Consider the following 23,664-nt stretch of genomic DNA (forward strand, 5'->3'; position numbering starts at 1 on the left):
GGCCAGGTTGGGCGCTGACTCAATTTCTTGCCACGCCGAGCCATGCTGGTGCAAACTGGCGCCTGTGGGGGATAGATGACCCGGGTGCAACCGGGGGCTGCTTGTATTCAGGTCGGCTGCCGGTTTGCGCCAAATGGTGTGTGAATGCATTTGTGCGACCCTGAAATCGAAAGACAGCATCGTTGTCATAGCCTGATTTGGCTGCTTGCATCACTGGTGATGCTGTTGGGTTCGTCTGTCGGCTGGGCACAAGGTGACCCCGCCCCCCATCCTGTTCCTGAGCGCGATGGCCCGATGAAGCTTGATGGTGGCTGGTTCGTTTATCGTGACCAGATCGTGACGCCGGGCAGCCTGATGGCAACCGCCTGTGGCAAAGGCAGCGCCGAAGCCGTCACAGCGCCTGATGTATGGGGGCCAGCCTTCACGGCCAGCCTGACAAGCGGCCACGGCAAAGCCACTTACTGCCGGGAAATCATCCTGCCTGAGGACGATAATTCCTATGCCTTCTGGATGGGAACGCTCCGGTCGGTCTCCCATATTTATGCGGTGGCTGAAAACGCCGACGGCTCGCCACAGACCTGGCTGTTGTTCAAGAATGGGGAGCTGGAACCCGAGGGCGAGCAGGTGGTTGCCAACCCGGCCACACCGATGATTTCCCTGCCCTATGGCACCCAGAAATTCACGCTGGTGGTCCAGCTGTCGAACTATATCCACAAGCAGGGTGGCATGATTGAGGTACCGCTCTTGGACCTTCGGTGGCGCATGGCCGCGATGGAAAATCGTGCCACGGGACTGCCGAGCGCCCTCGTGATCGTACTGTTGTTCGTGGGTATTGCCGCCCTGGTTATGGGATACCGGCGGCGGACCTCCCGCTCGCACATGTTTTTTGCGCTGCTGGCCATTGCGGCGGCCGTTCGGGCGGCCTTTGTGAGCGACCTGATCTGGGATTATATCCCGTCCTTCAGCTTGGCGCGAAAATATGACCTCGAGTATCTGTCGCTCTATTTCATTGCGCTGGCTTACTATCTGTTTGTCATCGACCTTCTGCGACCGGGGAAGCGGCTTCTGGTCGACAAGGCGATCATCGGCATCTCCTGCGCAATGATTTTCTTCGCTACCATTCTGGCGCCGTTTTTCCCGCCGGGGACCATTACCCTGACGCGCGAGCCGGTGCAGATCCTGTGGATGTCGATCATCTGCATGGTGATCTATTCGGTGTTCCACGCCAGCATCAAAACCCCGGAAGTCCGGCGCGAGGCCATTTCCGTCAGCCTGGGCGGCCTGATTTACGGCGCCTATGAAATCCTGTCTGTATCGGGCGTGGTACCCTCGTCGCTGGAATGGTCGCAGTTCATCATCTTCGCAGTGATCATGATGCATGCCCACGCTTTTGTGGTGCAGGCACGCCGGGTTGAGCACGAGCGCGACATGCTGATGGCCAGCCTGGAGGACACCAACCGCGACCTGCAGAACCGGGCGCTGGCGCTTGATGTGGCGCTCAGGGAGGCGGAGCAGGCCTCGAACGCGAAAAGCCACTTCCTGGCCACTTTCAGCCATGAACTTCGGACACCGCTGAATGCCATCATCGGCTTTTCGGAACTGATGTCGCGCGAGCTTCTCGGCAAGCTGGGGAACGCGCTTTATAAGGATTACGCCCGCGACATCCATAATTCAGGCACCCACCTTCTGGAATTGGTGGACGACCTCCTTGACCTGGCGCGGATCGAAGCAGGGGTGGATGATGTGAAGGCCGACCGGATCGATGTGGAAGCCCTGGCGGTGGAAGTCATGAACATCCTCAGCCTGTTGGCCGAACAGCATGACGTGACCATGAAGCTTGAATGCCAGAAGAAGCTGCCGCAGCTTTTGGGTGATGAGCGCAAGATCCGGCAGGTGCTGATCAATCTCATCAACAATGCCATCAAATTCAATGTGGAAAAGGGCAAGATCAACATCGCGCTCAGTGCCAATGAGGCGGGCCTCCACATTGAAGTGGCCGACACCGGGATTGGTATTGCAGAGGCAGACCTGCCGCTGGTGCTGTCGCGCTTCGGCCAGGCAGACAGCGAACGCCGGCGCCGTAATGCGGGTGTGGGCATCGGCCTGCCGCTCAGCGGGGTGCTGGTGCGCCAGCATGGCGGCGATATGGAGGTCAAAAGCAAGCTCGGTGAAGGCACCCGTATCACCATCTGCTTCCCACCGGAACGTCTGGCGCAGAAATCACAAATGGTGGACGTGGGCTGATCCACACTGCTTGGCACGGCTACCCGTCGTCGCTAAGGTGCGGTCTGCCGCATGGGGCATTGGCAGTTAGCGTTACAATGCCTAGTTATAGGGGGTGAAGGAGTAGCCATGTTTGAGAGAATCAGCAAAATCCTGGGCCTGAAGGGCGAAGATGAGACCGGCGCATCGGGGCTTGAGTTGGCGACCGCGGCGCTTTTGGTGCAGGTCTCGAAAGCGGACGGTGAGTTCACAAGCGACGAGCGCGACCAGCTGGAAGAATGCGTGAAAGAGCATTTCGACCTGACAAACCGGGAGGCTGCTGAGCTTTTGACACGCGCGGAACGTGACCAGTCAGACGCCACCTGCCTTTATGCCTTCACCCGCACTATCGCCAAGGAACTCGATAACGAAGAACGACAGGAAATCGTGCGCCTTCTGTGGCGCGTGGCCTTCGCCGACAAGCATATCGACAATTTCGAAGAAAACGTGCTGGCCAAAGTGTCCGGCCTTTTGGGCGTCTCGCCCCAAGACCGCATCCGCATCAAGCATGAGGTCGAGGCCGGTTAATCCCCTGCTGCCTCAAGATATGTTATCGCAGCTTCGATGCCACTGCTGGCCTTCAGTGTCAATTCCGATGGGTGCGGGGTGAAATCCAAAACCATTTCGTTCGCTTCCTGAAGTTCATCGGAGGACATTTCGGATTCAAGAAGCTGGAGAATTTCGACAGCTTCGCCGTTGAGGCTTTGCTGCCGCGCGCGCATTCCTAGGCGAAAGTACACAAATGCCAATTTAGGGTTTCGGGCAATTCCAAGGCCCACATTGTACTTAAAAGACTGCATCAATAGCGCATCAGAATAGCCTTGGTTAGCCGCACGACTAAGCCAATCGAGTGCCGTCGCATCTTCTCCCATGTTTGAATAGAGAAGGCTCACATCATATTGTGCCAAGGAATATCCTGCCTCGGCAGCGATAAGCTTGTATTTAAGTGCCAAAGTATGGTCCGCTTCGACTAGATCGCCGCCTTGCCCGGCATAATAGCAGCCTATTTTATATGCTGAAAGCGGATGTCCCGCTTGTGCCGAGGTTTCAAAAAGTCTGTAAGCTGCCACATAGTCGCGCTCGGTACCGATCCCGACGTGATACATCATGCCCAGATGATATTGGGCTTCGGGATCGCCAGTTTTGGAGACAGCAGTTAGTTGTTTGAAAATTTCTTCATGCGAAGTGTCAATCGCAAACAGTGGCGTTGAGCATAGCAGCATTATGCAAAGTGTTAGTATGCGCATGATTTCCCCCATTCAGCTGGAATGCTATGAGGGACTGGGTGCGATAACAATACAAAAAAGCGCGGAACCGGGTGGCTCCGCGCTTTCTTCATGTCTGGATTTTGAAACGCTTATTCGGCGGCTTTTGGCGTCTGGCGTGGGCTGGCGGCCAGCACGCTGTCGTCCACATGGTCGGCGAATGTTTCAAAATTCTTGATAAAGAGGCCCACAAGGTGCGCCGCTTTGGCGTCGTAGGCGTCTTTGTCTGCCCACGTGTCGCGCGGGTTCAGAATCTTGGCGTCAACGCCCGGCACTTCCACAGGAACCTCGAAGCCGAAGTTCTCGTCGATGCGCATCGGGGCATTGTTCAGGCTACCGTCAAGCGCCGCGTGCAACAGGGCACGGGTTTCCTTGATCGGCATGCGGTGGCCAACGCCGTAAACGCCGCCGGTCCAGCCGGTGTTCACAAGCCAGCAGTTCACGCCGCCTTCGGCGATTTTCTTCCGAAGAAGGTCGCCATACACGCTTGGGTGACGCGGCATGAAAGGCGCGCCGAAACAGGTTGAGAAAGTCGCCTGTGGCTCTTTCACGCCGATTTCAGTGCCGGCAACCTTCGCGGTGTAACCTGAAAGGAAGTGATACATGGCCTGCTCTGGCGTCAGACGCGCGATCGGAGGCAGGACACCGAACGCATCCGCTGTCAGCATGATGATGTTCTTTGGCTTGCCGCCACGGTTTTCTTCCGATGTATTCGGAATGAAATGGATCGGGTAGGCCGCGCGGGTGTTTTCCGCCAGCGTGTTGTCGTCCAGGTCCAGCACGCGGGTGTTTTCGTCCATCACCACGTTTTCGAGGATGGTGCCGAAACGCTTGGTGGTGGCGTAAATTTCTGGCTCAGCTTCAGCGGACAGATTGATCATCTTGGCGTAACAGCCGCCTTCAAAGTTGAAGACGCTGTCGTCGGACCAGCCGTGCTCGTCGTCGCCGATCAGCGTGCGGCTGCTGTCAGCCGAAAGCGTGGTCTTGCCGGTGCCGCTGAGGCCGAAGAAGATGGCCACATCGCCCTCTGGGCCGATGTTGGCGGAGCAGTGCATCGGCATGATGCCTTTTTCCGGCAGCAGATAGTTGAGGATGGAGAACACGGATTTCTTGTTCTCGCCCGCATATTCCGTACCGCCGATCAGCACCAGGCCTTTGGAGAAGTTGACTGCGATCACTGTCTCGGACCGGCAACCCATTGTTTCAGGGTCAGCGCGGAAGCTTGGCAGGTTGATCACGGTGAACTGCGGCGCCATGCCCTTCAGTTCGTCCTCGCGCGGGCGTACCAGCATGGTGCGGCAGAACAGGCTGTGCCAGGCGTATTCGCCAACGGTCCGAACGGCGACGCGGTTTTCCGGGTCGGAGCCGCCCCACAGGTCCTGAACGAAAAGATCCTTGCCTTTCATGTGGGCAAGGAACGCTGCATGCAGGGTGTCGAACTGTTCCGGCGTCATCGGGCGGTTGGTATCGCCCCACCAGATGGTGTCTTCGGTCATCGCGTCGCGAACGGTGAATTTGTCGCTTGCGGACCGGCCGGTGTGTTTGCCGGTTTTCACCACAAGCGGGCCATCTTTTGCAATCTGGCCTTCGCCGCGGCGAATCGATTCTTCATAAAGGGCTTCTGTGCCCAGGTTCCAGTATTGATTTCCGGTGTCAAGGATGCCCTGGGCATCAAGACCGACGGTGCTTAGACAGGCGCCAAAGACTTGCAACGTCTTGTCCTCCAAGTGATTTATTGGGGCGCTCCGGGGCTAGCGTTCCGGAGCAATTCATGCCGGGCTCATTCGATTTTCACGCGCGCGTGTCGGCCCTGGTCAATTCTTGTCCCGACCCATCTCGGGAAGGCCGATAAACTTGCGGATATACCCCCTAAAATCAACCAGAATCTGAATGATTTCAAAATGATAGCGCTGTCAAAATGCTAAGTACCGGTAAGCATTTGGACTCTTGGGATTGGATATTTTCCGTCACCCCGATGAATTTGCCCCCGCAGTGTCCATTATGCGCCTTTTTTTGGACTTAAAGTCAGCCTAACGCTTAATCTTGACAGGGCTTTAGGTGGGGGCCCACACTCCCGCCCAAGCCAAAATGGAAAAAGCGGCCACCAGGCGCCCCGGCGCGGTGGACTTGAGGGGACACTATGACAGCACAAATCGCACTGGTTGACGATGACCGGAATATCCTGACGTCGGTGACAATCGCGCTGGAGGCCGAAGGCTTCCGCGTCCGCACCTACCCGGATGGGCAGAAAGCATGGGAAGCCTTGTCCAAGAACCCTGCGGACCTTGCGGTACTGGATATCAAGATGCCGCGCATGGACGGGATGGAGCTTCTGCGCAAGCTTCGGGAAGTGACCGACATGCCGGTGATTTTCCTGACCTCCAAGGACGAGGAAATCGACCAGCTTCTGGGCCTTCGGATGGGCGCGGACGACTATATCGGCAAACCCTTTTCCCAGCGCCTGCTGATTGAACGCATCCGCGCGCTTCTCCGTCGCATGGAAATGAACAAGCGCGACCCTGAGGAAGGCCCGGTTGAGCCAGGCGATGAGGTGATGGAGCGCGGCCGCCTGGTGCTGGACCCGATGCGTCACCGCGTGACCTGGGCGGGCAAGGACGTGACGCTTACCGTGACCGAATTCCTGATCCTGAAAACGCTGGCGCAACACCCAGGGCACGTGAAAAGCCGCGACCAGCTGATGGACGCTGCCTATTCCGACGACGTTTATGTGGATGACCGCACCATCGACAGCCATATCAAGCGGCTGCGGAAAAAGTTCCGGGCCGTGGCGGACGATTTTGATGCGATCGAGACACTTTATGGTGTTGGCTACCGCTACAGCGACGACTAAGCTTTGTGCATGACATGATCAGCACAAATGTATGACCGAAACCGAGCATAAAAGAAAATCGGCACAGGGTCGCCGGCGCCGCGCAAAGCAATCTGCGCGGCCGCGGCACTATTCGCGCGGCCTGTCGCCCCTGATGGTGCGCATCATGGCGGTTAACGCCATTGCGCTGATTATCCTTGTGGGCGGCGTGCTGTATCTGAACCAGTTTCGCGCCAACCTGATCGGCGAACGCATCCGCACCCTGACCGTACAGGCCCAGATTATTGCAGGTGCGCTTGGGGAATCGGCGGCCGGCGGGCCGGAAGCTGTGGATATTGACCTGGCGCCAGCACGCCAGATTCTGACACGCCTTGTGGGGCCAACCGACAACCGGGCCCGTCTGTTCGCAACCGACGGCCGCATGATCGCCGACAGCCGTTTTCTGGCGGGCGACAAACGCTTGGTTGAAGAAGAACTGCCGGCGCTGGACGCCCAGATCAGTTTTGATGAACAGCTGGAAGATGCCGTTCACCGGCTGCTGGACAGCATCACGGAGCGTATAGAGGCGCCGCCAAGCGTGGACCGCCCCGGCATGCGCGGTGAAGATTTTCTAGAGGTGATGGCCGCGCTTGAAGGCGAAACCATGACCCAGCTACGGGTGCGCGAGGATGGCCGCTATATTATCAATATCGCCGTGCCGGTGCAGCGCTTCCGCCGCATTCTGGGGGTGATGTTGCTGACGTCCCAAACCGACGACATCGACGCCATCGTGCGCCAGGAACAGATGCTGACGGTGAAGGTTTTCGTGGGCGCGCTGGTGCTCACATTGCTTCTCAGTTTCTTTCTGGGGCGTACTCTGGTGCGACCCATCCGGGTGCTGGCGCGGGCGGCAGAGCGGGTCCGCCAGGCCATTGGCCGCGAAGAGAATATCCCCGAGTTTGCCGAGCGGATGGACGAGATCGGCGACCTGTCGCGGTCCCTGTCGGACATGACGCAGGCGCTTTATAACCAGATCGACCGGGTGGAGCAGTTCGCCGCCGATGTGGCACATGAGATCAAGAATCCGCTCTCAAGCATGCGCAGCGCGCTTGAGACATTGGCAATGACGGACAAGCCTGACGTTCAGGCCAAACTTTTCGCCATCCTGCGCGACGATGTGAAACGGATCGACCGGTTGATCACCGATATCTCGAACGCCTCCCGGCTGGAGGCCGAGCTGACCCGCGCCCAGACCGAGCCTGTCGACTTGGCTGTGATGCTCGGTGTGCTGGTGGAATCCTATGAGACCACGCAGAACAGCGGCGAGGTTGAAGTGGTGCTGGATGAATATGAACCCAACGTGTTCATGATTGCCGGCGTCGAGGCGCGGCTGGGACAGGTGTGGTGCAACCTGATTGATAATGCCATCAGCTTCAGTCCCAGGGGCGCGAAGGTCACCGTGACGCTGGAGCGTCAGGACCGCTGGGTGATCGTGATGGTGGACGATGAGGGCCCCGGCCTGCCCGAAGGTGCCGAAGAAAAGATCTTCAGTCGCTTTTATTCGGAACGTCCTGACACCGAAGATTTTGGCAAGCACTCTGGCCTTGGCTTGGCCATCTCCCGCCAGGTCGTTGAGGCTCATTCCGGCATGATCCGCGCTGAAAACCGGATTGGCGAGAATGCGACTGTATTGGGCGCCCGCTTTATCGTAGAGTTGCCCATGTCCGCATGATGCGGGCGCTTGTGACGGGCAACTTTGAGGGGCAGACCCCAGTGAATAACATCCACGGTACATTGGTTGATCTGGTCGGCGGCGGTGTCCTGCTGCGCGGGCCTTCAGGCATGGGCAAGTCAGACCTCGCGCTCAGGCTGATGGATCGCGGCGCCGTTCTCGTGGCGGACGACCAGGTGATCCTGGATGCCCGGCGCCGCGGCCTTGTGGGGTCGGCACCCGACAGCCTTTATGGCCTGATCGAGGTGCGCGGCATTGGCATTATGTCGCTGCCCGCGATCAAGACGGCCTTGGTCAAACTGGTGGTTGACCTGACGGACGCAGATAGCGTTGAGCGGTTGCCGGAAAAGGCGTTTGTTGAGCTAGAAGGCGTCTCGCTGCCCTGCCTGAGGCTGCATGCCTTTGATGTCAGCACGCCACAGAAAATTGAACTCGCCATCCGTTATCCGGATCAGCTAGGGTTGGGTGTCGAGGATTATAAAAAGGGATAACCTTATGGCTGAAGCCGCGGACGGCAAACGACAGCTGGTAATAGTGACCGGGCTATCGGGCGCAGGTAAATCTTCTGCGCTGCATTCGTTTGAGGACATCGGCTATCAGGCCATCGATAACCTGCCGCTGACCATGTTGGAGCGGCTTGTGGACGAGGCGCGCAGCGCGGGCGATATGACACCCCTTGCGGTGGGGATCGACAGCCGTACCTTGCACTTTTCCCCGGAACAGTTCGCTGAGACCATCACGGACCTGCGCCAGATCACGGACGTGGCACTGCATGTTCTTTTCATGGACGCATCAGACGATGAGCTGATGAAGCGCTTTTCAGAGACACGGCGGCTGCATCCATTGGGCAAGGGTCTCTTGCTCCGGGAAGCCATCCGACGCGAGCGGGATATGATGTCTCATATCCGACCTCATGTTGACGGCATGATCGATACCACGGGGCGTACGGGGGCGGAAACACGCCGCACGGTGCTCGGGCGTTTCGCTAGCGAGGCGCTGCCGAAATTGATCGTGACCTTCATGTCTTTCGGGTTTGCGCACGGCGTGCCGCGCGACGCTGATATGGTGCTGGATGTCCGGTTCCTGAGGAACCCGCACTATGTGCCGGAGTTGAAACCCCACACCGGGCGAGAAGAGGCCGTGGCCAATTTCGTCAAGGCGGATGAAGGCTTTGATCCCTTTATCGACAAGGTCGAAGACCTGCTGGAGTTCCTGCTGCCGCGATACGGCCAGGAAGGAAAATCGTATCTGACGCTTGCATTTGGCTGTACAGGTGGCAAACATCGTTCTGTCGCCGTTGCGGAAACCATTGCGGCGCGAATGAAACTGGACGGCATGGCCGTCAATCTCTATCACCGGGAAATTACCGGGGACGACCCGCAGTAGTCAGGCATTAGGCTTAGGGGCCAGGAAGAAAAAAGAGGGTTTGTGTATGATTGGCATGGTGTTGGTGACCCACGGGCGATTGGCGGACGAATTTGTTGCCGCGACCGAACACGTGGTTGGTGCACAAGAGCAGATTCGTGCCATTTGCATCGGGCCGGACGACGACATGGAGCTGCGTCGTCAGCAGATCATGGATGCGGTCAAGGAAGTAGATAGTGGCAGCGGTGTTGTGCTGCTGACCGACATGTTCGGTGGCACGCCGTCGAACTTGGCGATTTCTCTTCTTGAAAAGGGCAAGACCGAAGTCATCGCAGGGATCAACTTGCCAATGCTGATCAAGCTGGCTAGCGTTCGGCACGGGTCGACATTGGAAGAATCAGTTGAGGCTGCCAAAGAAGCAGGCGTGAAATATATCAATGTTGCCAGTCAGGTCTTGGGCGGCTGACGGTATAAGAAAGAAGATGCGGCGGTCTGCAGGGGTCCAGAGCGCAGTGCTGGGGAGTGAAACAGAAGTGAGTATGGCTGTAGCTGGTGAAAAGAAACGCGTGTCCATCGTGAATGCGCGCGGGCTTCATGCGAGAGCATCCGCCCGGTTTGCAACGGAAGCCGGGCGCTATAATGCCATCGTCTCCGTGTCCAAAGACGGTGTCAGCGTGGTTGGCACCTCAATCATGGGGCTGATGATGCTGGGCGCCGCCAAGGGCGACGACATTGAGATTTCAGCAGAAGGGGACGATGCATTTGCCGCGGTCGAAGCCTTGTCTGCCATGGTGTCGAGCCGGTTCGGTGAAGATGAATAAGTATCTAATCTTCATTATATAAAGAAATCTTTATCTTTTCGATCCTGCCTGCTATAAGGGGCCGAATTTAGTTTGGCCGTAATGCCTTTATGCTGGCCCTTGAGTGAAGCAGGATCAAATCCATGACCGATTATAAAGTTGCCGATATTTCGCTTGCCGACTGGGGGCGGAAAGAAATCAGAATAGCAGAAACCGAGATGCCAGGCCTGATGGCGCTTCGGGAAGAATTCGGCGAAAGCCAGCCCCTGAAGGGCGCGCGCATTGCCGGCTGTCTGCACATGACCATCCAGACCGCAGTTCTGATTGAAACGCTGACGGCGCTTGGCGCTGAGGTGCGCTGGTCCAGCTGCAACATCTTCTCAACCCAGGATCACGCTGCGGCGGCCATGGCCGCGTCCGGCATTCCTGTATTTGCCTGGAAAGGTGAAACCGAGGAAGAGGCCGTTTGGTGTATTCACCAGACCATCAAAGGTCCTGACGGCTGGGTGCCGAACATGATCCTGGATGACGGCGGTGACCTGACTGTGATCATGCACGAAGATTATCCAGAGCTGATGGACGGCGTGAAGGGCATTTCCGAAGAGACCACCACCGGTGTGATGCGCCTTTATGAAATGGCCAAGGAAGACCGCCTCGCGGTTCCGGCGATCAACGTCAACGACAGTGTGACCAAGTCCAAGTTCGACAACCTCTATGGTTGCCGCGAAAGCCTGGTCGACGGCGTCAAGCGCGCGACTGACGTGATGATCGCGGGCAAGGTTGCAGTTGTTTGCGGTTACGGCGACGTGGGCAAAGGCTCCGCCGAATCGCTCCGCAGCCAGGGCGCACGCGTGATGGTTACTGAAATCGACCCGATCTGTGCACTGCAGGCCGCCATGGAAGGCTATGAAGTCGTGACCATGGATGATGCCGCCAAGGTGGGCGATATTTTCGTTACCGCCACAGGCAACAAGGACGTGATCACGCTTGACCATATGCGCGACATGAAAGATCGCGCCATTGTGTGCAACATCGGCCACTTTGACAGCGAAATCCAGATCGCGGCCCTTTCCAACATGAAGTGGGAAGAAGTGAAGCCACAGGTGGACGAAGTTGTGTTCCCGGATGGCAAGCGCTTGATCGTGCTCGCCAAAGGCCGCCTCGTGAACCTGGGCTGTGCCACCGGTCACCCAAGCTTTGTGATGTCCGCATCTTTCACCAACCAGGTGCTGGCGCAGATCGAGCTGTGGGAAAACCACACCAAGTACGACCGCAATGTTTATGTGCTGCCAAAGCACCTGGACGAAAAAGTGGCCGCGCTGCACCTCGGTAAGCTGGGCGCCAAGCTCACAGAGCTCAGTGAAGACCAGGCCAAGTATCTGGGCCTCAATGTGGCAGGTCCGTTCAAGCCGGAACATTACCGCTACTAGGGGCTGATCAGGCATCCTCCCTTTGTCTCGAGGAGAGAAGAATGAGTGAATATGTTTTCACCAGTGAATCCGTTTCAGAAGGCCACCCGGATAAGGTAGCCGACCGGATTTCCGACAGTGTTGTTGACCTCTATCTGGGGGCTGACGCAGAAGCGCGTGTGGCGTGCGAAACCATGGTCACCACCAACCGGATTATCCTGGCGGGTGAGGTTCGTGGTCCTGAAAGTGTGCAGGGCGATATCGAAGAGGTCGCGCGCAATGCTGTCCGTGAAATCGGATACGAACAGGACGGCTTCCACTGGAAGAATGCGGTGTTCGAAAATCACCTGCACGAACAGTCGGCCGATATTGCCATGGGCGTTGACGCCGCGGGCAACAAGGACGAAGGTGCAGGCGACCAGGGCATCATGTTCGGTTATGCCTGCGACGAAACCGAAAGCCTGATGCCAGCGCCGATCGATTTCTCGCACCGCATCCTGAAATCCCTTGCCGCCGCCCGTCATTCCGGGGAAGCGCCAGAGCTTGAGCCCGACAGCAAAAGCCAGGTGACGCTCCGCTATGTGGACGGCAAGCCAGTTGGTGCCACGTCTGTTGTGGTGTCCACTCAGCATAAGGATGGCGTGACCCAGGAAGACCTGCGCGCGCTCGTGCGCAAGCATGTGGAAAGCGTGCTGCCGGAAGGCTGGATGTGCCCGGAAGGCGAGTTCTATGTGAACCCGACTGGCAAGTTCGTCATTGGCGGGCCTGACGGCGACGCGGGTCTCACCGGCCGCAAAATCATTGTGGATACTTATGGCGGCGCAGCCCCCCACGGTGGCGGTGCTTTCTCGGGCAAAGATCCGACCAAGGTGGACCGCTCGGCCGCCTATGCGGCGCGCTATCTTGCCAAGAATGTGGTGGCAGCAGGCCTCGCGAACAACTGCACGATCCAGCTTGCTTACGCCATTGGCATCTCCAAGCCGCTCGCGGTGTATGTGGATCTCTGGGGCGACCAGCCACGGGTGGACCCACAGCATCTGTCGAACGTTCTGCAGCAGATGGTGAACCTGAGCCCACGCGGCATTCGCGAACATCTGGGCCTCAACAAGCCGATCTATACCCGCACGTCGTCTTACGGTCACTTTGGCCGCAAGCCAACCGATGACGGTGGCTTCTCCTGGGAGAAGACCGATCTGGTTGACGCGCTGAAATCGGAATTCGGCATCTAAGAGCGCGAAAGAAGACTCTAAAAGGCCGGGTGCGGAAACGTAGCCCGGCTTTTTTGTTTGTTGCAGAACAGCCTCGCGGTTTAGCTTAGCTGCAGGTCTGAAATTGAGGGGGTCGGTAGTGTTAAAATCCATACTTTTGATCTGTATGGCTTCGTTTCTTTCGTTTGCCGCTGTTGCAGAACCAACGCAACAAGAAGTACTTGCAGATACCTATTTGAAGGCCTTGTCGGAAGCCGACTATGAGGCGTTGGACCGGTTGCTGGATGACGACGCTACCGTATTCGACATGCTAGGAGCCGAAGTCGCCGCGTCGATGGACAGCATTGCAACCCCAGCAAAGTGGAAAGGGAAGGCATTCATACTCGAACAAATACGACAGAGTGAAGAAGCGAAGACGTCTGAAACCACAGAATCCTATGAGTCCATCAATGGGTTTTCATATGGGAACGTGGTGGTTCGGGAAAATTTTGTGACATACACAACTGACCACCCTGAATATGTGATCACGGGTAGCAGTAAAGTTATTCATGTGATCACCCTCAAAGGCGAAAAAATTCTGGAACATTTGATTGTTGCAGACTTCAAAGGACTAGATGAAACGATCCAGCTTATTGAGAAGGAAGGGCAATAGGCTTCGGCTCAATAGTTGACATTTCTTGTTCTTGTTTCTCTGCCCCTTAACGCGCTACTCTGATTAATGATTTTCGAGGGGAGATTTTGGCTGTGCCGTTTGGTGACCTGCCATCATATGCAATCTGGATCGTGATCGGTGTTGCCGCAACCGCGTGGGTTGCGCTGGCGCTCTATGCCTTGTGGCGCACGGGCCGCGCGACAGACCGCGCCCGGTCCCTGCAGGATCTCGCCAATTTTCTCGACAGCATGATCCAGACAGACCGCCGGCACCCCATCTGGCTGTGGACGGACGGTCGTATGCAGGCGGACGCCGATACGCTGGATCTGGTCGGCCTGGATGAAGGGGCACGGACCCTTGACGAACTCGTCACGGCCGATAACGGTATCCCCGACCGTACAGTCGCGGACCTCAAGCGCAGCCTCAATTCAGGGGGCGACATCTCAACTCCGCTGGTTATCGACCGGGGCAAGAACCAGCCTCGCCTGATCCTGGATTTCCAGTGGCTCCCGGCGCGCGATGACCGCTGGCCCGCCAGTATCCTGTGGATCGAGGAAAGCATGGACCGCACAGCGCGCACCAACCGCCAAGGTGTGCGGGCGCTTGAACTGAAGCTGAAGGACCTGTCACGGGTGTTCAACAACCTGCCGTTCCCGGTTTGGGTGCGTGGGCCCGACTATGGCCTCGTGGACGTCAATGACGCCTATGTGAAGGCGGTGGACGGTAACAGCGTCTATGACGTTACCGAACGCAACATGGAGCTGTTCGACCGAGGCAGCCTGGCAGCCGCGCGCAAGGCAAGGGACACGGGCGAGCGGGTACGCGAGCGCCGCTTTGGCGTTACGGACGGTCAGCGCCGGGCCTTTGCGGTCACCAACATGCCGCTCGATGAAGAGGGTCATGTGATGGGCATTGCGGTCGATGTGACCGGCGAAGAAGAAGCCCTCTCGGAGCTTGCCCGGGTGCTCGAGGCCCAGTCGGAAACGCTGAACCGCCTCCGGAGTCCGGTGGCAATCTTTGGCCCGGCCCAGACGCTCAGGTTCTACAACAGTGCCTTCGCGCGGCTGTCGCATTTGTCCGAGGACGTGCTTTCAAGCCAACTTCGCCACAGCGAAATCCTGGATGCCATGCGCGAAAAGCGCCGCCTGCCCGAGCAGGTGGATTTCCAGCAGTGGAAGAAAAACATCCTGAAGCATTACACCACGCTCCTCGAGCCGTTCGAGGAGATGTGGCACCTGCCTGACGGCACCGCACACCGCGTGGTGACCCAGCCACACCCGTTCGGTGGGCTGTTGATCCTGTTCGAGGATGTCACGGACCGCCTGGCGCTCGAGCGCTCCTACAATACGCTGATGGCGGTTCAGCAGGAAACGCTGGATAACATGGTTGAGGCCATTGCCGTGTTTGGTACGGACGGCCGCCTGCAGCTGTCGAACCCGGCGTTCCGGTCGCTGTGGCAGCTCACGGAAGACGATATCGACGGCAACCCGCACCTGACAGAACTGACGTCCAGGGTGCCTGCGATTTCAGACGAAAAAGACCCCCGCTTCAGCGACTTCAAAAGCCATCTGGTCAGCTGGGTCAGCGAACACAAGCACAGGAGTGGCCGCTGGTACCGTACCGATGACGCGGTGATCGATTTTGCCATCGTGCCCTTGCCCGACGGCGGCGTGATGCTGACGCAATCGGACGTGACCGACAGCTTCAAGGTGGAACAGGCCCTGCGCGAACGCTCCAGCGCGCTGGAAGCCGCCGACCGGCTCAAGAGCGAATTTATCACCAACATGTCCTATGAACTCCGGACGCCGCTGAACAGCATCATCGGTTTTGCAGAAATGCTGGACCAGAAGATGTTCGGCGAACTGAATGATCATCAGGCCGACTATGTCAAAAACATCCTGACTGCGTCGGGTGAGCTGAAGGATCTGATCGCGGACGTGCTTGACCTGGCGGTGCTGGACGCGGGCGAGGCGCACCTCACTCTGAAACCGATGAATGTTACCGAAGCAATCAAAGATACCGGCCATCTGGTGGTTGAACTGGCGCGCAAGTCGGAAATCCAGGTCAAACTCGACAAGCTTGAGGACGTTGGGATCATCGAGGCGGACGAGCGCCGGGTGCGGCAGGCCTTCTATAATATGGTGTCCTCGATGCTCAATTTTGCCCGTCTGGGCGGCAGGCTGTTCATCAAGCTGTCGGGCACCGATGATGAAGTCACAATTAATATCAAAAACCCGGACTCCGGCCTCACGGAACGCGAACGTGACAGGCTGGTCAACACGGTGCGTATGGGGGCGTCGCCAGGCGGCAAGCTGGCCACCGGGCTTGACCTGGCACTGGTGCGCTCGATTGTGAACCTGCATCATGGCCGCATTCGCCTTGACCCGCTTGGCGAAGAGGGGCTATCGCTCAGTTGTGAGCTGCCGCGTACCCAACCCGTTGCCGCTGAACCCGTCAAATAGACCGGAAGACCATGAGCGATACGATTTCCCGGACCATCAACTGCCGTACCGAGGAGGAAACGCTGACGTTGGCGCAGGCACTGGCCAGCAGCGTTCCTGCCGGGCGTCTGATCGCGCTTGAGGGTGACTTGGGGGCAGGCAAAAGCACGTTGGCCCGCGCCTTCATCCGGGCGCGCCTGGGCGACGAGGAAGCGGAGGTCCCCAGCCCCACCTTCACGCTGGTACAGACCTATGACTGCGATGACGGCGTTCAGGTGTGGCACGCAGACCTCTACCGCCTGACCGACCCCGAGGAAGCCTATGAGCTTGGCCTTGATGAAGCCCGCGACGACGGCATCTGCCTGATCGAATGGCCTGACCGTATGCCGCAAGATTGGTGGGACGGCGCGCTGAAAGTCCATTTGACCATCGGTGACCGCGGCGAACGCACGGTAGTGCTGTCGGGCGACGCCGGCTGGCGGTCTCTTGTGGAAGAGCTGTCGGCATGAGTGCCGCCCTGAATGCCATGGTTCTGGCGGCGGGCAAGGGCACCCGAATGGGGGCGCTTTCCGACACCACGCCCAAGCCGCTGGTGCCGGTTGCGGGCGTGCCGCTTCTGGACCGCATTTTGGCACATCTGGACAAGGCCGGATGCGCAAAGGTGGTGGTGAATGTGCATCATCTGGCCGACCAGATTGAGGCCCACCTTGCCCCCCATGTAGAGGCGGGTCATGTGATGATTTCAGACGAGCGCGATGCACTATTGGAGACCGGTGGCGGCGTAAAAAAAGCCCTGCCGATGCTGGGCCGCGACCCCATCTATGTGATCAACAGTGATGCCCTGTGGGTGGATGGTGATAAGGGCACGCTCAAGCGACTCGCGACCGCCTTTGACCCCGCGCGCATGGATGTGTTGCTTTTGCTGGTGCCGACCGCTGATGCGCTGGGCTATGACGGTGCGGGAGACTTTATCCCGGCTGGCGACGCGACAGAGCCCACGCCTATCACCTTCCGCGCCGACGCGCCTTCCGCGCCCGTGATGTTCGGCGGCATTCAGGTGGTCAAGCCCACGCTCTATGACGATATGCCTGAGGGCAAATGGTCGAATGTTGAGATTTTCCGCAAGGCTTCGAGCGTCGGTCGGCTATACGGCTTGCTTCACACCGGCCACTGGATGCATGTGGGCACGCCCGAGGCCATCAAGGCGGCTGAGGAAAAGCTGGCTGAATTGGGGGCGGACTAGGCTATGGCTGACTATGGTCCCACCATCTATACGGTCGATCCCGCCCATCCTTTTGTGGACGCATTGGCGGCGGGCCTGATTGACCGCGCGGGCAGGGACCCAGCCAAACTGGCCGACATGACAGTGCTGGTGCCCAACAGACGCGCCGGACGGTCGCTCCGCGAAGCCTTCCTACGCCAACTGGGGCAAAAGCCTACACTCCTGCCCGCCATGCGCCCGATTGGCGATGTGGATGAAGATGAGATCACCTTCCTGGGCGCCGGGCTTGGGCTTGACCCTTCCGCGCTCAAGCCTGCCATCGGCGGTACGCGGCGGCAGGTCCTTTTGATGCAGCAGGTGATGCGCTGGATTGCGCTCAAAGGCGACCGGCTTGCACCCGCGCAGGGCTGGCGGCTGGCGGGGGAACTCGCCAAGCTGATGGACAGCATCGATACCGAAGGCCTGTCGTTTGATGGCCTCAAGGACCTGGTGCCGGAAAATCTGGCGCACCACTGGGAAGACACGCTCGCCTTCCTCAAGATCGTGTCTGAGCACTGGCCCGCAATTCTCGAGGCAGAAGGCGCAATGAACCCCGCCGCCCGGCGCGATGCCATGCTGGATATGGTGGCTGAGGCCTGGTCCCAGCGCCCACCCGTGGGGCAGGTGTTCGCGGCGGGTTCAACGGGCTCTATCCCCGCGACCGCAAAGCTCCTCTCGGTTGTGGCGCGCATGCCCAACGGGGCTGTGATCCTGCCAGGGCTGGACCGCGATATGCCCGACAGCGCCTGGGACGCCATCGATGCCACCCATCCGCAAGGCGTGCTGAAGGGGCTTCTTGTCACCATGGGGGCGAACCGGCATGAAGTGGCCCATTGGCCAACCTCAACCCTGCCCACGGGGCCGAACCGTGCGCTGCTTTTACGTCATGCTTTGTTGCCTGCTCGGGAAACTGACTGTTGGCGCGGCTTGGGCCTTGCCGAGACAGTCGACCCCTTCGCAGGGCTGACCAAACTGGTGGCGCCCACGCGGCGGGAGGAAGCTGACGCCATCGCCGTGATGATGCGCGAGGTGCTTGAGGAACCATCAAAGACCGCTGCGCTGGTGACGCCCGACCGGGCACTGGCCAGAATGGTGCGCGCCAGCCTGTCGCGCTGGGGCATTGAGGTGGATGATTCGGGCGGTGACCGGGTTCTGAATACCTTGCCGGGGCGTTTCATGGGCCTTTTGGCCGCCGCCGCCGCAGAACAGTTTTCGCCCATCGCCCTTCTGGCGCTGTTGCAGCATCCGTTCGTCTCAGTAGGGCTTGACCGTCCGGCCTTCCTCGCCAGCCTCAGGCGGCTGGATACCTTCGTGCTGCGAGGCGTGCGGCCGGCGGGTGGCCTGATGGGCCTGATGGCCCGCGCGCGCGTTGTGGCGCGTGACGCCAAGGCTGGGTTTGGTGATGATGATGTGGCGACACTCGAGCGCGTGATCAAGGCGCTTGAACCGCTGGAGCAGGGCCTTGTGGAGGAACTACCGCTCGATCAGTTGCTGCGCCGTCATGTTGGCGTGGCCGAAGCGCTGGCCTCGACGGATGCTGAGCCCGGCGAAGCCATCCTGTGGAAGGGCGAAGAAGGCCAGGCGCTCGCGGATGCGCTCGCGGACCTTATTCAGGAAACCGCGCCCGTGACCGGTGTCGCGACTGATGGCTATGCGGCTTTATTTGATGAACTGCTGGCGGGCGTCAGCGTGCGACCCGTTTGGCGCCAGCACCCGCGCCTCAGTATCTGGGGGACGCTCGAAGCCCGGCTGCAGCGGGCCGACCTGATGATCCTCGGGGGCCTGAATGAAGGCACCTGGCCGGGCGAGGTGAAACCCGAGCCCTGGATGAACCGACCGATGCGTGCCGAATTCGGGCTGCCGCCCCTGGAGCGCCGCACCGGGCAGGCCGCGCATGACTTTGTACAGGCCGCTTCGGGCGGGGAAGTGGTGCTGACACGTGCTGAAAAGGTCAGTGGTGCGCCCACGGTACCGTCCCGCTGGCTGTTTCGGATTGAGGCCCTGGCGGGCCGCGAGGTGCCAAGCGCAGGGCCGTATCTGGATTGGGCGGCCCAGCTTGACCGCAGCGCCGTGGTGACACCCTGCCTGCCGCCCCGCCCGACACCGCCGCTTGAGGCGCGCCCCACCAAGCTTTCGGTCACACAGGTGGAAACCTGGATGCGCGACCCTTATGGCCTTTATGCCTATAAGGTGCTTGGCTTCCGCTCGCTGGACCCTGTGGATGACCGCCCCAACGCCGCCACCAAGGGCACGCTGCTCCATGAAGCGCTGGAGCGCTTCCTGCTGGAAGACGGCCCAACGCGCGGCGAAGCGGGACTCGCGCGCCTGATGGACGTTGGGCGCAAGGTGTTTGAGGACGTGCTGACCCAGCCAACGGTCTATGCTTTCTGGTGGCCGCGGTTTGAGCGCATCGCCGACTGGTTCGTGAAAAACGAGGCCGAGCGCGGCGAAGTGTTCGATGTGGCGGCCGTGGAAAGCTGGGCAGAGGCGAAGCTGCCGGGCGCGGACTTCACCCTGATTGCCAAGGCCGACCGGATCGACCGGCAGCGTGAGACTGGCGCGCTGACCATCATCGACTATAAAACCGGTAACATCCCCACCAGGCGCCGCATGGAAGCGGGCTTCGCCCCCCAACTGCCACTTGAAGGCTGGCTGGCGGAACGCGGTGCCTTCGATGGTGTGGACGCGGCAGCGGTTGATGACCTCGTCTTCTGGGAACTCAAGGGCGGGGAGCCGGTGCAGAAGCAGCACCGCCCTGTCAAAGATGTGCCGCAGATTATTTCGGATGCGGAACAAGGCTTGTCGGGGCTGGTGAAGGAGTTCTCTAAGCCCACAACGCCGTATCTTTCAAACCCGCGACCGAAGGAAGCGGGATACGGTGACTATGACCATCTGGCGCGGGTGAAAGAATGGCGCAACGCCGATGATCCGTTCGGGGGAGGCGATAATGGCTAAACCCCGCATGACGGTCGAGCAGGCCCGTGCAACCCATCCTGAGCTTACGGCCTGGGTGGGCGCCTCTGCCGGAACCGGCAAGACCCACGTTCTGACCGCTCGCGTGCTCCGTCTGATGCTGACGGGTACAGACCCTGAAAATATCGTCTGCCTGACCTTCACCAAGGCAGCGGCGGCGGAAATGAAAAACCGTATCTTCGAGGAGCTCGGTCGCTGGACGCTGATGGCGGATGACGTGTTGGCCGCGGAGATCACCCGCCGCACGGAAGAATACCCGGACGCAGACATGTTGACCCGGGCGCGGCAGTTGTTCGCCAAGGTGCTGGACCTCTCTGGCGGCCTGCAGATACAGACCTTCCACAGCTTCTGCCAGGCACTTCTGGGCCGCTTCCCGCTCGAGGCCGGTATGGCACCGGGGTTCGAGGGCATGGACGAAGCTGACGCGCGCGAGACCATGGCCTCGGCCAAGGACCAGATGCTGGCCTATACCCAGACACCGGCCGGTGCGGCGGTAAGGAAAGCGCTCGACAAGGTCGCGGGGCTGGTGACGGAAAACACCTTCGATGAGGTGATCGAGCGGCTGTCGTTTGAGGCCTCCACCCTCCGCCGCGCCGAGCAGGCCTATGGCACCATGGGCCTTGTGCCTGCGCTCTATCGCGCGCTGGACCTGACACCGGGCGAGACGAAAGCCATGGTGCTGGAGGCCGCGATCCAGGACGATGCCTTCGACCTTGCAGGCATGCGCACCATGGGGCCTGTGTTGCTTGCTGGCAGCAAGACAGAACAGAAGGCGGGTGAGGCCATCACCGCCTTCACTGCAGCCGAAGGGGCCGCCAGAAAGGCGCTGTTTGATGATTATGCGCTGGCCTTCCTGACCGCTGCGGGCACCCCGCGGGCCCGGATCGCGGTCAAGAAAACGCTGACGGACTATCCCGAGTTCGAGGCGATTATCGACAAAGAGCAGACGCGCCTGATGCGTGTCACCGACCGGCTGGCTCGCATCGAGGCGGCTGAGGCCACAACGGCCTTGTTGCAGCTCGGCCTCGCGCAGCTGGGGCGCTATCACGCCATCAAGTCCGAGCGTGGGCTGGTGGACTTTGACGACATGATCGACCGCACAGTGGGCCTTCTGAGCCGCGGCGATGTGGCGCCGTGGGTTCTCTTCAAGCTCGACGCCCAAGTGGATCATATCCTGGTCGATGAAGCACAGGATACGAACCGCGACCAGTGGCGCGTGGTGGAGGCGCTGGCGACTGAGTTTTTCTCGGGCGAGGGCGCACGCGACCGGGATGTGGTGCGTACCATCTTCGCGGTGGGCGACGCCAAACAATCGATCTTCTCCTTCCAGCGGGCCGACCCGCGCGAGTTTGTGGCCGCGCGCGACCGGGTGTTCCACCGGGCCTGGGAGGCGGAGTGCGAAGCCGAACCTGTACCGCTCAATCTGTCGTTCCGGTCAGGCGGCGCAGTGCTGTCGCTCGTTGATGCTGTATTCCACAGGGAGGCTGACGCCTGGCACGGCCTGTCGGCGGATCTGGAGCATGTGGAACACCAGTTTATCCGGTCAGGCCATGGTGGCCTTGTGGAGCTGTGGCCACTCGAAGCGCCAGCGGCAGACAATGAGGGTGACGAGGAAGCCACCTGGGTGCCGCCAACCGTGCAGGAACAGGCCGATGATGCAGAAGGCCGGACAGCCTGGCGCATCGCCCACCGCATCCATGACATGATCAGGAACCGGGAGGAGCTGGAAGCACAGGGCCGCCCCATTGAGGCAGGCGACGTGCTGGTGCTTGTGCGCCGCCGCACCGCGTTTGTCGACCATCTGGTGCGCGCGCTCAAATATCTGGGTGTGCCGGTGGCGGGCCGTGACCGCATGGTGCTGACGGACGAGCTGCCGGTGATGGACCTCCTGGCGCTCGCGCACGCGGCGCTGCTGCCGACCGATGACCTGACGTTGGCGACAGTGCTCAAAAGCCCGTTCGTGGGCTTCGACGACGACCTGCTGTTTGATCTGGCTTATGGCCGGAAAGGCGCGCTGTGGCACGCGCTGCAGAAGAAAGCCACAGAACCATCAGCGCGGGCGGAGTTCGCCCACGCGCTCAAGTTCATGCAGGATGTGATCGGCGGCGCTGACATCCTGACGCCGTTCGAATTTTTCTGCCATGTGCTGACGGACCTCGGTGGTCGTAAGAAGCTGACATCCCGTCTGGGGGAAGAAGTGCACGACCCGATTGATGAGCTTCTCGAGGAAGCGCTTCGCTTCGAGCACACCCAGGCTGCCAGCCTGCAGGCCTTCATCCACCGGGTGGAACATGGCGGCACCCAGATCAAGCGGGACATGGAGGCCGCGGGCGGGGCTGTGCGCATCATGACCGCCCACAGTGCCAAGGGCCTGCAGGCGCCAATCGTGTTCCTGTCTGACCTTGTGAGCATGCCGGATGTCAGTCGCGATGGCCGCGTGCTGCCCCTGGAGGCCAAAGACCCTGACATGCCGCCGCTTCTGCTGTGGACATCGCCCGCCAAGAATTTGGCGATTGTTGAGGAAATGAAAGCGGCGCTCAAGGAAAGCCAGGTTCATGAATACAGGCGCCTTCTGTATGTGGCGCTGACGCGCGCTGAAGACCGGCTCTATATCGCTGGCTGGCAGGACCGGCGCGAGCCGAACGAGCACTGCTGGTTCAAGGCGATCGAGGCCGGTTTCGAGCGCATTGGCGCCGAGGATATAGAGCTGACGGACGGGCGCGAGGTGAAGCGCCTGACGGTTGAGCAAACCGCCGACGTGCCGCCGGTGAAGGCGAAAGCTGAAGCTTCAGCGACTGCCGCGCTACCGGACTGGATCACCCGCGCGATGCCCGACGAGCCGGACCCACCACGCCCGCTTGCGCCCAGCCGCCCGGACGAGGATGAGCCTGCCGCCACCAGCCCGACAGCGCGCGGGGACGGCAAGCGGTTTGAGCGCGGGCGGCTGATCCATACGCTTCTCGAATGGCTGCCGGACATGCCGGTGGACACGCGCGCGGATGCCGCCAGGGCCTATCTGCGTCGTTCTGGCGGGTTGCCGGACAGCGACGTGGAGGCTTTCTGGCGTGAGGTGGAAAACATCCTCAATGATCCGGTCTTCAGTCCCTTGTTCGCCCCGGGCAGCCGGGCCGAGGTGCAGGTGGCGGGCAGTGTGGGCAGCCGGGTCATCTCGGGTCAGGTGGACAGGCTGGTGGTGACCGAATCGGACGTGCTGATTGTCGACTATAAGACCAACCGCCCGCCGCCCAGGGATGCCGCCGGTGTGGCGCCGATTTACCTCAAGCAGATGGGGCTTTATGCGCGGGCACTCGAGGGCATCTACCCGGACAAGCAGGTCCGTACGGCCCTTTTGTGGACAGATATCGCCAGGCTGATGGAACTGAGCAAAAGCCAGATGGATGAAGCACTTAAGGCCATGGGCCTTTAGGGCATATCTGGTTTGTTTTCACGACCGTGTTACTAAACCTTGACCGGGCGAGGGCCTGTT

18 protein-coding genes are annotated in these 23,664 nt (G+C 59.9%); 16 read left to right on the plus strand and 2 right to left on the minus strand.

Going from position 1 to position 23,664, the window contains the following annotated elements; translation table 11 throughout:
• Window positions 1-225: 225 nt before the first annotated feature.
• Together B3Z17_RS12540 and B3Z17_RS12545 are read left to right on the plus strand one after the other, a co-directional pair.
• Complete coding sequence (locus tag B3Z17_RS12540; RefSeq protein WP_286830069.1) at window positions 226-2,244, plus strand: sensor histidine kinase; 2,019 nt, start codon at window positions 226-228, stop codon at window positions 2,242-2,244.
• A gap of 108 nt (window positions 2,245-2,352) precedes the next feature.
• Window positions 2,353-2,790, plus strand: a complete 438-nt coding sequence (locus B3Z17_RS12545) for a TerB family tellurite resistance protein (protein WP_286830070.1) — start codon at window positions 2,353-2,355, stop codon at window positions 2,788-2,790.
• On the opposite strand, the gene B3Z17_RS12550 is transcribed toward B3Z17_RS12545, so the two are convergent.
• Window positions 2,787-3,509 carry a tetratricopeptide repeat protein gene (locus B3Z17_RS12550; protein WP_286830071.1) on the minus strand — a complete coding sequence of 241 codons (723 nt, stop codon included), beginning with the start codon at window positions 3,507-3,509 and terminating at the stop codon, window positions 2,787-2,789. The two genes, B3Z17_RS12545 and B3Z17_RS12550, sit on opposite strands and share 4 nt — an antisense overlap.
• 110 nt (window positions 3,510-3,619) lie before the next feature.
• Window positions 3,620-5,239, minus strand: a complete 1,620-nt coding sequence (locus B3Z17_RS12555) for a phosphoenolpyruvate carboxykinase (protein WP_286830072.1) — start codon at window positions 5,237-5,239, stop codon at window positions 3,620-3,622.
• Between the two features lie 428 nt (window positions 5,240-5,667).
• Between B3Z17_RS12555 and B3Z17_RS12560 the strand changes: the two genes are divergently transcribed.
• The 14 genes from B3Z17_RS12560 to addA all read left to right on the plus strand — a co-directional run bounded on the left by B3Z17_RS12560 (window position 5,668) and on the right by addA (window position 23,604).
• Window positions 5,668-6,378: a response regulator transcription factor gene (locus tag B3Z17_RS12560; protein ID WP_286830073.1), complete on the plus strand. Its 711-nt coding sequence runs from the start codon at window positions 5,668-5,670 to the stop codon at window positions 6,376-6,378.
• Between the two features lie 31 nt (window positions 6,379-6,409).
• Entirely contained in the window at window positions 6,410-8,068 is a 1,659-nt protein-coding gene (locus tag B3Z17_RS12565) for a sensor histidine kinase (RefSeq protein ID WP_286830074.1), read from the plus strand.
• Window positions 8,069-8,109: 41 nt separating this feature from the next.
• Window positions 8,110-8,559 carry an HPr kinase/phosphorylase gene (locus tag B3Z17_RS12570; RefSeq protein ID WP_286830075.1) on the plus strand — a complete coding sequence of 150 codons (450 nt, stop codon included), beginning with the start codon at window positions 8,110-8,112 and terminating at the stop codon, window positions 8,557-8,559.
• Between the two features lie 4 nt (window positions 8,560-8,563).
• Window positions 8,564-9,454: an RNase adapter RapZ gene (gene rapZ, locus B3Z17_RS12575; protein WP_286830076.1), complete on the plus strand. Its 891-nt coding sequence runs from the start codon at window positions 8,564-8,566 to the stop codon at window positions 9,452-9,454.
• A gap of 46 nt (window positions 9,455-9,500) precedes the next feature.
• Window positions 9,501-9,899, plus strand: coding sequence for a PTS sugar transporter subunit IIA (locus B3Z17_RS12580; RefSeq protein ID WP_068143312.1), 399 nt, complete (start codon window positions 9,501-9,503; stop codon window positions 9,897-9,899).
• A 73-nt stretch (window positions 9,900-9,972) separates the two neighbouring features.
• The gene (locus B3Z17_RS12585) at window positions 9,973-10,254 is read left to right on the plus strand and encodes an HPr family phosphocarrier protein (protein ID WP_286830077.1); all 282 of its coding nucleotides are present in this window, start codon (window positions 9,973-9,975) and stop codon (window positions 10,252-10,254) included.
• Window positions 10,255-10,376: 122 nt separating this feature from the next.
• On the plus strand, window positions 10,377-11,663 hold the full coding sequence (gene ahcY / locus B3Z17_RS12590; protein WP_286830078.1) for an adenosylhomocysteinase: 1,287 nt from the start codon (window positions 10,377-10,379) through the stop codon (window positions 11,661-11,663).
• A 41-nt stretch (window positions 11,664-11,704) separates the two neighbouring features.
• A complete protein-coding gene (gene metK / locus B3Z17_RS12595; RefSeq protein ID WP_286830079.1) occupies window positions 11,705-12,871 on the plus strand; it encodes a methionine adenosyltransferase in 1,167 nt (388 codons plus the stop codon).
• A gap of 118 nt (window positions 12,872-12,989) precedes the next feature.
• Window positions 12,990-13,502 carry a hypothetical protein gene (locus B3Z17_RS12600; RefSeq protein WP_286830080.1) on the plus strand — a complete coding sequence of 171 codons (513 nt, stop codon included), beginning with the start codon at window positions 12,990-12,992 and terminating at the stop codon, window positions 13,500-13,502.
• 92 nt (window positions 13,503-13,594) lie between these two features.
• Window positions 13,595-15,964 (plus strand): PAS domain-containing sensor histidine kinase, encoded by a 2,370-nt coding sequence (locus B3Z17_RS12605; RefSeq protein WP_286830629.1) that lies wholly within the window; start codon window positions 13,595-13,597, stop codon window positions 15,962-15,964.
• A gap of 11 nt (window positions 15,965-15,975) precedes the next feature.
• Window positions 15,976-16,452, plus strand: a complete 477-nt coding sequence (tsaE, locus tag B3Z17_RS12610) for a tRNA (adenosine(37)-N6)-threonylcarbamoyltransferase complex ATPase subunit type 1 TsaE (protein WP_286830081.1) — start codon at window positions 15,976-15,978, stop codon at window positions 16,450-16,452.
• Window positions 16,449-17,186: a nucleotidyltransferase family protein gene (locus B3Z17_RS12615; RefSeq protein WP_286830082.1), complete on the plus strand. Its 738-nt coding sequence runs from the start codon at window positions 16,449-16,451 to the stop codon at window positions 17,184-17,186. Before tsaE ends, B3Z17_RS12615 begins: the two co-directional genes overlap by 4 nt.
• A gap of 3 nt (window positions 17,187-17,189) precedes the next feature.
• Window positions 17,190-20,159 (plus strand): double-strand break repair protein AddB, encoded by a 2,970-nt coding sequence (addB, locus tag B3Z17_RS12620; RefSeq protein ID WP_286830083.1) that lies wholly within the window; start codon window positions 17,190-17,192, stop codon window positions 20,157-20,159.
• Window positions 20,152-23,604: a double-strand break repair helicase AddA gene (gene addA / locus B3Z17_RS12625; RefSeq protein WP_286830084.1), complete on the plus strand. Its 3,453-nt coding sequence runs from the start codon at window positions 20,152-20,154 to the stop codon at window positions 23,602-23,604. The genes addB and addA overlap by 8 nt, the downstream gene beginning before the upstream one ends.
• Window positions 23,605-23,664 lie beyond the last annotated feature (60 nt).

This window comes from Kordiimonas sp. UBA4487 (genome assembly GCF_002389025.1).
Classification (GTDB): domain Bacteria; phylum Pseudomonadota; class Alphaproteobacteria; order Sphingomonadales; family Kordiimonadaceae; genus Kordiimonas; species Kordiimonas lacus.